This window comes from Amycolatopsis sp. NPDC047767, from assembly GCF_040704195.1.
GTDB lineage: Bacteria > Actinomycetota > Actinomycetes > Mycobacteriales > Pseudonocardiaceae > Amycolatopsis.
This window is the reverse complement of sequence record NZ_JBEYSJ010000001.1, coordinates 158,019-170,067: the sequence shown is the minus strand read 5'-3', so window position 1 is coordinate 170,067 and position 12,049 is coordinate 158,019. Positions and strand designations below refer to the sequence as shown.

Annotated in this window: 13 protein-coding genes; 7 read left to right on the top strand and 6 right to left on the bottom strand. The window is 71.1% G+C overall.

The features are described 5' to 3' along the window. Nucleotides 1–48: 48 nt before the first annotated feature. The 5 genes from sigE (at nucleotide 49) to AB0878_RS00765 (ending at nucleotide 4,486) form a co-directional block, all read left to right on the top strand. The gene (gene sigE, locus AB0878_RS00785) at nucleotides 49–663 is read left to right on the top strand and encodes an RNA polymerase sigma factor SigE (RefSeq protein ID WP_366575248.1); all 615 of its coding nucleotides are present in this window, start codon (nucleotides 49–51) and stop codon (nucleotides 661–663) included. Further along, complete coding sequence (locus AB0878_RS00780; protein WP_366575246.1) at nucleotides 660–1,343, top strand: zf-HC2 domain-containing protein; 684 nt, start codon at nucleotides 660–662, stop codon at nucleotides 1,341–1,343. The genes sigE and AB0878_RS00780 overlap by 4 nt, the downstream gene beginning before the upstream one ends. 369 nt (nucleotides 1,344–1,712) lie before the next feature. Further along, the gene (locus AB0878_RS00775; RefSeq protein WP_366575244.1) at nucleotides 1,713–3,236 is read left to right on the top strand and encodes a trypsin-like peptidase domain-containing protein; all 1,524 of its coding nucleotides are present in this window, start codon (nucleotides 1,713–1,715) and stop codon (nucleotides 3,234–3,236) included. A gap of 103 nt (nucleotides 3,237–3,339) precedes the next feature. After that, entirely contained in the window at nucleotides 3,340–3,765 is a 426-nt protein-coding gene (tatB, locus tag AB0878_RS00770; RefSeq protein ID WP_366575242.1) for a Sec-independent protein translocase protein TatB, read from the top strand. A 220-nt stretch (nucleotides 3,766–3,985) separates the two neighbouring features. Then, nucleotides 3,986–4,486, top strand: coding sequence for a hypothetical protein (locus tag AB0878_RS00765; RefSeq protein ID WP_366575240.1), 501 nt, complete (start codon nucleotides 3,986–3,988; stop codon nucleotides 4,484–4,486). A 45-nt stretch (nucleotides 4,487–4,531) separates the two neighbouring features. Here the strand turns inward: AB0878_RS00765 and AB0878_RS00760 are convergent, their stop codons facing one another. The 4 genes from AB0878_RS00760 to AB0878_RS00745 form a co-directional block, all read right to left on the bottom strand. Further along, the gene (locus tag AB0878_RS00760) at nucleotides 4,532–5,677 is read right to left on the bottom strand and encodes an Mrp/NBP35 family ATP-binding protein (RefSeq protein ID WP_366575238.1); all 1,146 of its coding nucleotides are present in this window, start codon (nucleotides 5,675–5,677) and stop codon (nucleotides 4,532–4,534) included. A 10-nt stretch (nucleotides 5,678–5,687) separates the two neighbouring features. Next, nucleotides 5,688–6,212: a DUF1003 domain-containing protein gene (locus tag AB0878_RS00755; RefSeq protein WP_366575236.1), complete on the bottom strand. Its 525-nt coding sequence runs from the start codon at nucleotides 6,210–6,212 to the stop codon at nucleotides 5,688–5,690. Then, nucleotides 6,205–7,536 (bottom strand): CBS domain-containing protein, encoded by a 1,332-nt coding sequence (locus tag AB0878_RS00750; protein WP_366575234.1) that lies wholly within the window; start codon nucleotides 7,534–7,536, stop codon nucleotides 6,205–6,207. Before AB0878_RS00750 ends, AB0878_RS00755 begins: the two co-directional genes overlap by 8 nt. Nucleotides 7,537–7,608: 72 nt before the next feature. Next, nucleotides 7,609–8,508 (bottom strand): aminoglycoside phosphotransferase family protein, encoded by a 900-nt coding sequence (locus tag AB0878_RS00745; RefSeq protein WP_366575232.1) that lies wholly within the window; start codon nucleotides 8,506–8,508, stop codon nucleotides 7,609–7,611. Nucleotides 8,509–8,602: 94 nt separating this feature from the next. Here AB0878_RS00745 and AB0878_RS00740 point away from each other — a divergent pair, with 94 nt between their 5' ends. Continuing rightward, complete coding sequence (locus AB0878_RS00740) at nucleotides 8,603–9,514, top strand: slipin family protein (RefSeq protein WP_366575230.1); 912 nt, start codon at nucleotides 8,603–8,605, stop codon at nucleotides 9,512–9,514. A 6-nt stretch (nucleotides 9,515–9,520) separates the two neighbouring features. On the opposite strand, the gene AB0878_RS00735 is transcribed toward AB0878_RS00740, so the two are convergent. Together AB0878_RS00735 and AB0878_RS00730 are read right to left on the bottom strand one after the other, a co-directional pair. Next, entirely contained in the window at nucleotides 9,521–10,327 is an 807-nt protein-coding gene (locus AB0878_RS00735; RefSeq protein WP_366575228.1) for a DUF4190 domain-containing protein, read from the bottom strand. A 43-nt stretch (nucleotides 10,328–10,370) separates the two neighbouring features. Next, on the bottom strand, nucleotides 10,371–10,679 hold the full coding sequence (locus tag AB0878_RS00730) for a DUF4190 domain-containing protein (RefSeq protein WP_285970319.1): 309 nt from the start codon (nucleotides 10,677–10,679) through the stop codon (nucleotides 10,371–10,373). A gap of 136 nt (nucleotides 10,680–10,815) precedes the next feature. Between AB0878_RS00730 and AB0878_RS00725 the strand changes: the two genes are divergently transcribed. Next, nucleotides 10,816–12,012: an acyl-CoA dehydrogenase family protein gene (locus tag AB0878_RS00725; protein WP_366575226.1), complete on the top strand. Its 1,197-nt coding sequence runs from the start codon at nucleotides 10,816–10,818 to the stop codon at nucleotides 12,010–12,012. The last annotated feature ends 37 nt before the right edge of the window (nucleotides 12,013–12,049 follow it).

The window sequence follows — 12,049 nt, the reverse complement described above, 5'->3', positions numbered from 1 at the left end:
CACCGTGCCCGAGAGCAGCGTTGGCTGAGCAGAAGAGGAGAGTCGCAGATGGAGGTGCCTGCTCCCCTGATGCAGAACGCCGACAAGTCGGAACCCGAGCCGGTGACCGTGGACTCGGGCGAGGCCACCTGGACGCCCCCGTCCTGGGACGAGGTCGTGCGCGAACACGCCGACCGCGTCTACCGCCTGGCCTACCGCCTCACCGGTAACACGCACGACGCCGAGGACCTCACGCAGGAGACGTTCATCCGCGTCTTCCGCTCGCTCGCGTCGTACAAGCCGGGCACCTTCGAGGGCTGGCTGCACCGCATCACCACGAACCTGTTCCTCGACATGGCCCGCCGCCGCTCGCGCGTGCGCATGGAGGGGCTGCCGGACGACACCGACCGCATCGTCGGCGACGACCCGAGCCCCGAGCAGGTCTACACCGACACGCACCTCGACCCCGACCTGCAGGAGGCGCTCGACGAGCTGCCCCCGGAGTTCCGGGCCGCCGTGGTGCTCTGCGACGTCGAAGGCCTCTCCTACGAGGAGATCGGCGCCACGCTGGGTGTCAAGCTCGGCACCGTCCGCAGCCGCATCCACCGCGGCCGGCAGGCGTTGCGTGCGTCGCTGGAGCGCCGCCGTGCGCTCCGCGACGAGTCTGCGAAGGTGTCGGTATGACCGCTGCGCGAGGGTGGGGTCTCCCCGAGTCGCACTTGCTTCCCGATGTCGTGGTCGCGCTCGTCGACGGCGAGCTGTCGCTCGGCGCGCAGGACCGCGCGTCGGCCCATATTGCCCGTTGCCCGGGCTGCGCGGCCGAGGTCGCCGCCCAGCGGCAGGCCGTCGAGGCCGTGAAGCGCGCCGGCGAGCCGTCGATGTCGGCCGGGTTCCTCGCGAGCCTGCGGTCGATCCCGGACCACACCGAACTGCCCGGCACCCCCGACAACCTGGCCATGACGGCCGACGGCCAGCTCGTCGCCATCCAGCGCCCCGACCGCGTCGCGGGCCTGCGAGACGCGGGGGTTCTCGGAGGTACTGCCCCGTTGGGCTCGTCCACGCCGCTCGGGCACTCGTCCCACGTGCTCGGCGGCGGCCGTTTCACCCTCACCCGTAAGCGCGCCGCCCAAGGCGCGGGCGTCGTCGTCTCCGGCTTGGTGCTGAGCGCCCTGGCCCTGGTCGGCACCACCGCCGACAGCGGCGAAGGCGCCCCGGACACCGGCGGCGTGCCGCAGCCGAACGCGAACCTGCTGCCCGCCCAGATGGCCGTACCCCGCTCCGAGCCGACGCTGCCACCCCCGTCCCCGACGTCGCCGACAGCCACGCCGGTGGTCGACCGGCTGACCCCGGTCCCGACTCGCTGAGCCGCCCGCACCGCTTCTCCAGGGGGAGGCAGCGGTGCGGGGCAACAGCCTGTGCTGCCGGTGTGTTCGACACTGCGCCGGTCGGCCTCCGGCATTCCAGCGCGCGGAGTCAGCCATCGACCATCGACTGTCACGTGGGTGGTCGCCCGCGTTCCAGCTCTCCGAGCCGACCCGCCGCAACGGAGCCAAATTGCCGTCGCCCGGCTACGCGGGCGGTCCCGAATCGACTCGATGAGCGGCCCCCGACCACCGCGCCAGATCGGGCCGGGAGCGCGGGGCAACAGCCATTTCACCGTCGTCTGGGCAGACTCGGACGTCGAGGCTTGGGTATCGTCACGCCCAGCCACCTGATCTCAGCCCCGGGGAATGATGACCGAGCAGCCGAACGCGAACTCCGCCCAGCCGCCTGCCGCGGGCGACGATCGGCTGGGGCCACGGCCGCTCGATCGCCCCGCCGTGGACCCGGCGCAGGAGGCGGTGTTCGGCCGGCCGCGTGGCGTCGACGGGGCGTTCGACAAGCTCTACACGCCCGCCGCCAACGGCAAGGGGAACCTCGACCTCGCCCCGCCCACGCCCGAGTCTCTGGCGGAGGCGTTCCGCCGGCCGCCGGGGGCCGAAGGGGTGGTGCTGGAGCGTCCGCGGGAGGCGACCGGCGAGCAGCCCGCGCCCGAGGATCCGCTGTGGACGGACAGTCGCGACCCGTGGCGTGATCCAGCGGCCGGTGCCGTGCTGGCCGGTCCGGCGATGCCGGCGGAAGACGAAGAGAAGCCCGGCAAACGCCCATCTGGTGCGCTGCTGAGCCTGCCCGAGGTGCTGTTCGGCCGTCGCGTGAAGCCGAAGGCGCTCGCGCTGCTCGGCGTGGTCGCGCTGCTCGTGGGTGCGGTCGGCGGGCTCGTCGGCTGGTGGATCGCCGACACGGGTTCGGCGCTCACCGGCAGCGCCACGATCTCCGAGGCCGAAGCGTCGAAGGAACGCCCGCCGGGGTCGATCGCCGACATCGCGAAGCGCGTGTCGCCCGCGGTCGTCTCGCTCGAGGTCTTCAAGCCCGGCGCCGACTCCGGTGAGCAGGGCTCGGGCGTGATGATCGACCCGCAGGGCTACATCCTCACCAACGAGCACGTGGTCACCACCGCCGTCGCCGACCCGACCGTGAAGATCACCGCCATCTTCAACGACGGCACGCGCACCGAAGCCAAGATCGTCGGCTCCGACCAGAAGACCGACCTCGCCGTGGTGAAGGTCAACGTGACCAACCCCGTGGTGATGCAGATCGGCAAGTCGGCCGACCTGCAGGTGGGCGACGCCGTGATCGCCGTCGGTTCGCCGCTGGCGCTGCAGAACTCCGTGACGTCCGGCATCGTCAGCGCGCTCGACCGGCCGATCACGGCCGGCGGCGACAGCGGCGAGCCGCCCGTGACCTACGAGGCCATCCAGACCGACGCCGCCATCAACCACGGCAACTCCGGCGGCGCGCTCGTCGACTCCACCGGCGCGCTGGTGGGCATCAACTCGTCGATCCGCTCCTCGAGCGCCGACGGCGGCAGCATCGGCATCGGCTTCGCCATCCCGAGCGACTACGCGATGAAGATCGCCAAGGCGCTGATCAAGAACGGCAAGGTCGTCCACGCGGACATCGGCATCAACGCCTCGTCCACGGTCGCCGGCTCGTCGACCATGGGCGCGCAGGTGAAGAACGTGGAGCCCAACGGTCCCGCGGCCGCGGCCGGCATCAAGGAGGGCGACGTGATCACGAAGATCGGCGACCGCCTGGTGCGCGACTCCGCGGAGCTGACCGTGGCCGTCCGCAACCACGACGTCGGTGAGGTCGTGCCCGTGCAGCTGGCGCGCGCCGGCGCGGTGCTGGTTGTCGACGTGACTCTCGGATCCGACTGATCGACGTCACATCGTCTTAAGCCCCGCTTCGTCCTTCGGGCCTGCCGGAACGCGGGGCGGCCCGGGTACTCTGACCGGGGAAGTACCGAGCGGAGGTTCACGGGTGTTCGACAGTGTCGGATGGGGCGAGATCCTCGTGCTCATCGTCGCGGGGCTCTTCATCCTCGGCCCGGAGCGACTTCCGGAAGCCGCGTCGTGGCTGGCGAAGAGCGTGAAAAAGGTCCGCGAGTTCGCCAACGGTGCGCGCGCGCAGCTGCGCGAGGAGATGGGGCCGGAGTTCGACCAGCTCCGCAAGCCGCTGGAGGACCTGCGCGGGCTGCGCAACTTCGACCCCAAGCGGGTCGTGACCCAGCACCTGTTCGACGGCGACGCGGATCCGTTGGGGCTCAACGGTTTCAACTCCACGAACGGTTCGAACGGGACGAACGGCTCCAACGGTTCCGCCGCCGTGAAGCCGCAGAGCGCCCCGCCGCAGGCCGAACCGCTCAAGCCGGGCGAGCGGCCCCCGGTCGACCCCGACGCCACCTGAGCGCCGGGTCCGTCCCCTTGCGACCCGTCCGGGTGTGACCTCGGCCGGACCTCGTGACGTCGGGTGCGCGCCGACTTGCGGCGCCGGGAACGGGCGAGTTGGCTGTGCCGGGTTGCCGATGTGGCGGCCGGCCCGGCGTGACCCGACCTCTCGCACGACCAGACGAACTTCCTGGGTAGCCTCGGGCAAACCGCCCATAACGACCCTGGAGGTCTCTGACATGTCACGCCGTGCGGGCGCTCTGGCCGCCATCATCGCCGCCGCGGGTGTCCTGGCCGCCGCGTGCACCGCGGACGACGAGCCCAGCACCCAGCCACCGGCCACCTACACGTCGGTGCCCGCCCCCGCGACGACCGGCGGCCCGTCCGGCTCGCCGTCCCCGAGCAGCACGCTGAACGCCCCCGCCGGCGACCAGGCCTTCGTGAAGCGCGGCGCCCAGACCGGCGTGCCCGACGTCGACGTCCTGATCACGCTCGACTGGGCCAAGGGCAAGATCAGCCCGCCGGCCGGCACCGTCGACGTGCAGGTCGGCAACCGCGTCCGGGTCGTGCTCACCTCGGACCAGCAGGTCGACGTGAACGTCGACGGCCACCCCGAAGCCGCCACCGCCGTCGGCCCAGGCGACTCCGCGAACATCGACTGGGCCGTCACACAGCCCGGCGCCACCGCGGTGACGCTGGGCGCCGACAAGACGCTGCTGACGACGGTCCGCGCCTCCTGACCTCAGGCGCGGACCCGGCGGACCCAGCGGTTCGAACGGCCGGGCTCAGCGGCCGGCGGGGCTGACGTTCAGCATCATCCCCGCCAGGCCGCGGGCCCGGACGGTGAGCTTCTTCGCCGCTTCCTTGAGCACGAGCGACGCCGGCGCGTCCGGCTCCGCCAGCACGATCGGCGTGCCCTCGTCGCCCTGCTCACGCAGGCGCGGGTCGAGCGGCACCTGGCCCAGCAGCGGCACCTGTGAGCCCACGGACTTCGACAGCGAGTCGGCCACGGCCTGGCCGCCACCGGAGCCGAAGATCTCCATGCGCTCGCCCGAGGGCATCTCCAGCCACGACATGTTCTCGATCACGCCGGCCACGCGCTGCCGCGTCTGCATCGCGATCGCGCCCGCGCGCTCGGCCACCTCAGCGGCAGCCTGCTGCGGCGTGGTGACCACGAGGATCTCCGCGTTGGGGATCAGCTGCGCCACCGAGATCGCGATGTCGCCGGTGCCCGGCGGCAGGTCCAGCAGCAGGATGTCGAGGTCGCCCCAGAACACGTCGGCGAGGAACTGCTGCAACGCGCGGTGCAGCATCGGGCCGCGCCACACCACCGGCGCGTTGCCCGGCGTGAACATGCCGATCGAGATCACCTTCACGCCGTGCGACTGCGGCGGCATGATCATCGTCTCGACCTTGGTCGGCTTCTCGCGCGCGCCCAGCATGCGGGGGATCGAGTGGCCGTAGATGTCCGCGTCCACGACACCCACCGAAAGGCCGCGCTCGGCCATCGCGACGGCCAGGTTCACGGTGACCGAAGACTTGCCGACCCCGCCCTTGCCCGAAGCCACGCAGTACACGCGGGTCATCGAACCCGGCTGCGAGAACGGGATCACCGGCTCGGCGGCGTCGCCGCGCAGCGACTTGCGCAGCTCCGTGCGCTGCTCGTCGCTCATCACGTCGAGCTCGACCCGCACGTCGGCGACGCCGGGGAGCTTCTTGACGGCCTTGGTGGTGTCCTCGGTCAGCGTCGCCTTGAGCGGGCAGCCCGCCACGGTGAGGTAGATGCCGACAGCGACCACGCCGTCTTCGCCGACCGCGACATCCTTGACCATGCCGAGGTCGGTGATCGGCTTTTTGATTTCGGGGTCGTACACGTCCTTCAGCGCGGTGCGGACGTCTTCGACGCTGGGGAGTTGCTGTGTACTCGTCACCAGACCCATGTTACGTACCGGTCGGCACGTCCGATTTCGCCGCCTGCTTCGCCTTGCGTGACTTCGGGCTCATCGCGAGGTCGTCGCGCAGCCGATCGAGCTCGCTGCGCAGGTAGTCGCGGGTGGCGACCTCGCCGACCGCGAGCCGCAGCGCCGCCAGCTCGCGTGCCAGGTACTCGGTGTCGGCCTTCGTCTGCGCGGCGCGCGTGCGGTCCTCTTCGAGGGAGACGCGGTCACGGTCGTCCTGCCGGTTCTGCGCCAGCAGGATGAGCGGCGCGGCGTACGCGGCCTGCGTGGAAAACGCCAGGTTGAGCAGGATGAACGGGTACGGGTCCCAGCGCAGCGACACCGCGGCCAGGTTCAGCACGATCCAGACGATGACGATGAGCGTCTGCCAGAACAGGTACTTGCCGGTGCCGAGGAACCGCGCGATGCGCTCGGTGAAGCGGCCGAAGGTGTCCGGATCGATGTTGAGGCGAAACCGCGCCTGGCTGCGCGGCTGGTCGAGCCGGCGGCCCGAGGTGAGTTCAGGCACGGTCGGCCTCCTGGATGTGGGCTTCGGCCTGGTCGTGGACTTCGGCGGGCACGTCGGCAACGTCGTGCAGGCCGGTTTCACGCCAGTCGTCGGGCAGCAGGTGGTCGAGCACGTCGTCGACGGTGACGGCGCCCAGCAGGTGTTCCTCGGCGTCGACCACGGGGCCGCACGCGAGGTTGTACGCGGCGAAGTAACGGGTGACCTCAGCCAGTGAGGCCTCGGGCCGCAGCGCGGTGAGGTCGGTGTCCACGGCGCTCGCCACGAGCTCCGCGGGCGGCTCGCGCAGCAGGCGCTGGAAGTGCACCACGCCCACGAACCGGCCGGTCGGCGTCGCCGTCGGCGGGCGGCACACGAACGCCATCGTGGCCAGCGCGGCGGGCAGGTCGGCGTTGCGGATGTGCGCGAGCGCCTCGGCCACGGTCGCGTCGGGCGTGAGCACCACCGGTTCCGGGGTCATCAGACCGCCGGCGGTGTCGGACGAGTAGGCCAGCAGCCGCCGGACCGGCTCCGACTCCTCGGGCTCCATCAACGCCAGCAGCCGGCTCTGGTCCGCCGGCGCCAGCTCGGCCAGCAGGTCGGCGGCGTCGTCGGGGCTCATCGCCTCGAGGATGTCCGCCGCGCGCTCCTCCGACAGGTAGGCCAGCAGCTCTTTCTGGTCGTCGTCGGGCAGCTCTTCGAGGACGTCGGCGAGGCGTTCGTCGTCCATCGCGTCGGCGACCTCGTGCCGGCGCTTCAGCGGCAGGTCGCGCACGGTGGCGGCGATGTCGACGGCCCGCATGGTGTCGAAGAGCATCAGCAGCTGGCCCGCGCCTTGGGGTTCCCGCGCCGACAGATCGGTGAGGCCCAGCCCGGCGACCTCGTTCCACGGCACCACGTGCATGGCGGTGCGGCGGCGGGCGATCCCGAGCCGGGTCTGGCGTTCGCGGATGGCGAGCTTCGCGAGCACCCAGTCGCGCGTGCGGGTGGGTTCCATCGCGGCGTCGACGACCGCCACGCGCGTGTCCGTACCGGCGAGCGACGCGTGCGCGTCGAGCAGCTGCCCGCAGACAAGGACTTCGTTGGGGCGCTGGGTGAAGTGCCGCATGTTCACCGATCCGGTGGCCAGCGTCACAGCCGTCGGCTCGATCGTGGTGACGCGCAGCATCGGCACGAAAACGCGCCGCCGCGTCGCGAGCTCGACCACCAGGCCGAGGATGCGGGGCGGCTGCTGGTCGAGCCGGAGGCCCGCGACGACGTCGCGGACCTTGCCGATCGACTCGCCGTCGGGCCCGAACACCGGCAGACCCGCCAGCCGAGCCACGAAAACCCTGTTCACGGCAGCCATGAGGCAGACACTATCCGCAAGCAGGCCCCGGCGCCCGCGTCGCGCGACCGTGTCTTGCCAGCGTCCTCTCAGCTAGGACTCGCAGGCCCAGGCGGTCAAAGCGGGCAGAGCCGCAGAGGAGGGCTGCTCGTCGCCGAGGTCGGTGAAGTCGCGCAGATCCGACTCGAACCACAGCCGGTTCTGCACCGCGCGCACGAGCGTCCACGCGCGGGCGCGATCGGGGTCGAGTCCCGTGGCGGCCAGCTTGGCGTCCACTGTGGATTCGCCGAACCGGTTCCACAGCAAGGAGAACACGCCGTACTCGAGGTCGCCGGCGATCGGTTTGGGGTCGATCACGAGCCACGGTTCGCGCCGGGCGGCCAGCACGTTCTCGTAGTGCAGATCCTCGTTCACGAGCAGCGCGCCCGCGGTGGGGCCGAGGTCGCGACACACGGCGAGGGCCGCGTCGAGCTCGCGGCGGGGGAACGGGCCGCCGAGGTCGTGCCAGGTCTTCGGCAGCTCCTCCAGGAGGCGTTCGGCTTCGCCGGTCAGCGTCCGCGACAACTCCGGTGGCGCCGGCACGGCCAGCCGGCGCGCGAGCTCGCTCATGATCTCCACGGCTTCGAGCACCGGCTCGGTGTGCAGGGTCCGCGTGTGGTCGAGGCGCTCCAGCAGCTGCACGCCTTCTTCCGGCGCGGACTCCAGCAGCAGCACGGCACCGCGACCGGCCCATGTGGACAGTGCCAGCGGCTCGTCCCGGGATTCCTCGTGCGGCCAGCCGAGTTTGAGCACGACCGGCGTGCCGTCGATCCGGCGCGCCGGCTGCACGACGCCGACGAACCCGTGCATCGCCTCGCCTTCGAACTCCAGGCCCCATTCGCGGGCGAAGCGATCGGCCAGGCCGGGCAGCGCCGCCAGCCACGGCTGGGACTCCGGTCCGAGGACCCGGGGCGCGCGGGTGGCGAACGACGGCGGGATCACGAGTCGGGGCACTCGACCATCGTGGCAGTCACGTCGAGTCATTTCCCTGGGCACCAAGCGCGCGTACAGTAAAAATCCAGGGGTTCTGCGATCCCGGGGAGCTGCCATGATCGTTGAAATTCTCAGCGCGGTGGTCGTCGTGGGCGGAGTCTGGCTCGCCTCCGGTGTGCGCGTGGTGAAGCAGTTCGAACGTGGCCTGGTGTTCCGCTTCGGGCGGGTTCGCCCGGAGGTGCGCGGGCCCGGCCTGACGCTGCTGGTACCGGTTGCGGACCGCATGCACAAGGTGAACATGCAGATCGTCACGATGCCCGTGCCGGGCCAGGACGGCATCACGCGTGACAACGTGACGGTCCGCGTCGACGCCGTTGTGTACTTCAACGTGGTCGACCCGGTGCTGGCCGCGGTCAACGTGCAGGACTACCGCGCGGCTGTCGGCCAGGTGGCCCAGACGTCGCTGCGGTCCATCATCGGCAAGAGCGACCTCGACGACCTGCTGTCGAACCGGGAACGGCTCAACCAGGGCCTCGAGATCATGATCGACAGCCCCGCGATCGACTGGGGCATCCACATCGACCGCGTCGAGATCAAGGACGTGGCCCTGCCGGAGTCGATGAAGCGCTCGATGTCGCGCCAGGCCGAGGCCGAACGCGAACGCCGTGCGCGCGTGATCTCCGCCGACGGTGAGCTGCAGGCGTCGGAAAAGCTCGCGCAGGCCGCGGCGGCCATGAGCGACCACCCGGGTGCGTTGCAGCTGCGCCTGCTGGAGACGGTGGTGCAGGTTTCGGCGGAGAAGAACTCGACGCTGGTGCTGCCGTTCCCGGTGGAGCTGCTGCGCTTCCTCGACGCGAACACCCCGCAGGGCAAGAAGCAGCCGGCCGAGGAGCCGGCCGCCCCCGAGGCACCCGAGCCCGAGCCGCCCGCGCTGGAGCGACCCGTGCCGCAGGTGACCGCGCCGGTGCCCAACGGGCACGCCGGCCCGCCGCAGCCGCGCCAGGAGGGTGACGCGCTGGCTGAGTGACGGCTGCTAGTTGTCGAGGTACCCGTTGGTCCCGAGGATCACGATCGTGACGAAGAAGCCCACGTACAGCGCCACGATCACGTAGCCGATCACCACGGCCGAGAGCGCCATGCCGCGGCCGCCCGCTTCGCCGCGGTTGGCCTTCGCGAGCGCGATGTGGCCCATGACGATGCCGGGGATCGCGATCAGGCACGTGAGCAGGCCCAGGAGCGAGCAGACGAGCGCGCCGATGGCGAGGCCGTTGGACTGCTGCGGGCCGTACGGCGAGTACGGCTGACCGTAGGGCTGCTGCGGGTAGGGCTGGCCGTACGGCGCGGCGGCCGGCACGCCCGGAACACCGGGACCTCCCGGCGCACCCGGGTACGAGGCGGTCGGGCCCGGGTACGGCTGGCCGGGGTAGGCCGGAGCCGCGTACGCACTGGACGGCTGGACACCGGGGTACGCGGCGGCCTCGGGCTGGCCGGGCGCCGCGAAGCCGCCGGAGGGCTGGCTTCCGGGCGCGGCGTACGGGGACGGCTGCTCACCGCTGCCCGGCGCCGCGTACGGCGATGCGGCCTCGGTCGAGCCCGGCGCGGCGAACGCGGTCTCGCTCGAAGACCCGGTGCTGTCCGGCGCTGCGAAGCTCATCGGCTGGTCGCTCGCCGTGCTGACGCTGTCGGGCGAGCCGAACCCCGTCGCGTCGGAAGCCGGCGGGTCGTACGGCGCCGGGTCCGCGGTGGCCGGCGGGTCGTACGAGCCGGGTTCGGCGGTCGCCGGCGGCTCGTACGCCGCGGTTTCGTTCGGCCGGTCCTGCGGCTCGGACGGGTTGGTCATCGGGTTCCCCCTCGGTTCTGGTGGTCGCCCACCGCGAGCCTTCTCAGCCGAAGGCGCCGTACTTGTCGAGCTCGTGCAGCACGAGCGGGATCATGATCCCCCACACGGCCAGCGCCAGGTAACCGATCACGAAGCCGGCGATCGCCAGCGCGCCGCCGGTCGCCCGCCCGTGGCGCGAGCGGTAGTAGGCGATGTGGCCCATCACGACCCCGGCGATCGCGGCGGGCGCGCACACGATGAAGCCCGCGATCGAGCACACCAGCGACCCGATCGCCAGGCCCGCGCCGGGTGGCGGACCCTGCGGCGGGTACGGCTGGTGCTCGAACGACGGGTGTTCGTAGCTCTCGTTCATCACGCTCCTTCCCAGCCACAGGTTGCCTGGAAACGCACTTTAACGGGGCAAACGCGGCTCGAGCGTGAGCACCCTCATAGGCGGGTACCCGCGCGGCCGTCCATACTCCGCGGTAACCCCGCGGAAGGAGCCCGTGATGGCCCGCCTCGCCCAGACCGCCGGCCTGACCGACGTGCAGTCCGAGATCCTCGCGACCGTGCGTTCGTTCGTGGACAAGGAGGTCATCCCGCGCGCGCAGGAGCTGGAGCACGCGGACGCCTACCCGGCGGAGATCGTCGAGGGCATGAAGGCATTGGGCCTGTTCGGCCTCACCATCCCCGAGGAGTACGGCGGCCTCGGCGAGTCGCTGCTCACCTACGCGCTCGTGGTGGAGGAGATCGCGCGCGGCTGGATGAGCGTCTCGGGCGTGATCAACACGCACTTCATCGTCGCCCACATGATTTCCCGTCACGGCACCGAAGAGCAGAAGCAGCACTACCTGCCGCGGATGGCCACGGGTGAGGTGCGCGGCGCGTTCTCGATGTCGGAGCCGGACCTGGGTTCCGACGTCGCCGCGATCAAGACCCGCGCCCGCCGCGACGGCGACGGCTACGTGATCGACGGCGCCAAGATGTGGCTCACCAACGGCGGCACCTCGAACCTCATCGCGTTGCTCGTGAAGACCGACGAAGGTGCGCAGAAGGCCCACCGCAACCTCACGACGTTCCTCGTCGAGAAGCCCGAGGGCTACGGCGAGGTGCTGCCGGGCCTCACCATCCCGGGGAAGATCGAGAAGATGGGGTACAAGGGCGTCGACACCACCGAGGCGGTGTTCGACGGCTTCCGCATCGACGCCGGCCAGGTGCTCGGCTGCGCGCCGGGCGAGGGCTTCGCGTACATGATGGACGGTGTCGAGGTCGGCCGCGTGAACGTGGCCGCGCGGGCGTGCGGCATCGCGATCCGCGCGTTCGAGCTGGCGGTGGAGTACGCGCAACAGCGCAAGACGTTCGGCAAGCCCATCGCCGAGCACCAGGCCATCGCGTTCAAGCTCGCGGAGATGGCGACGAAGGTCGAGGCCGCGCACCTGATGATGGTCAACGCCGCGCGGCTCAAGGATTCCGGCGCTCGCAACGACGTCGAGGCCGGCATGGCGAAGCTGCTCGCGTCCGAGTACTGCGCCGAGGTCACGCAGGACGCCTTCCGCATCCACGGCGGCTACGGCTACTCGAAGGAGTACGAGATCGAGCGGCTCATGCGCGAGGCGCCGTTCCTGCTGATCGGCGAGGGCACCAGCGAGATCCAGAAGACGATCATCAGCCGCGGCCTGCTGCGTGAGTACAAGTCGAAATCCTGAACACCTGCCTGACCACACCCCCTTCGCTGCCCGGAGT

What these genes read in the sequence shown, in the direction of transcription:
- sigE (WP_366575248.1), top strand. Translation starts at nt 49, where the DNA reads ATGGAGGTGCCTGCTCCCCTGATGCAGAACGCCGACAAGTCGGAACCC.
- AB0878_RS00780 (WP_366575246.1), top strand. Translation starts at nt 660, where the DNA reads ATGACCGCTGCGCGAGGGTGGGGTCTCCCCGAGTCGCACTTGCTTCCC.
- AB0878_RS00775 (WP_366575244.1), top strand. Translation starts at nt 1,713, where the DNA reads ATGACCGAGCAGCCGAACGCGAACTCCGCCCAGCCGCCTGCCGCGGGC.
- AB0878_RS00765 (WP_366575240.1), top strand. Translation starts at nt 3,986, where the DNA reads ATGTCACGCCGTGCGGGCGCTCTGGCCGCCATCATCGCCGCCGCGGGT.
- AB0878_RS00750 (WP_366575234.1), bottom strand. Translation starts at nt 7,536, where the DNA reads ATGGCTGCCGTGAACAGGGTTTTCGTGGCTCGGCTGGCGGGTCTGCCG.
- AB0878_RS00740 (WP_366575230.1), top strand. Translation starts at nt 8,603, where the DNA reads ATGATCGTTGAAATTCTCAGCGCGGTGGTCGTCGTGGGCGGAGTCTGG.
- AB0878_RS00735 (WP_366575228.1), bottom strand. Translation starts at nt 10,327, where the DNA reads ATGACCAACCCGTCCGAGCCGCAGGACCGGCCGAACGAAACCGCGGCG.
- AB0878_RS00730 (WP_285970319.1), bottom strand. Translation starts at nt 10,679, where the DNA reads ATGAACGAGAGCTACGAACACCCGTCGTTCGAGCACCAGCCGTACCCG.
- AB0878_RS00725 (WP_366575226.1), top strand. Translation starts at nt 10,816, where the DNA reads ATGGCCCGCCTCGCCCAGACCGCCGGCCTGACCGACGTGCAGTCCGAG.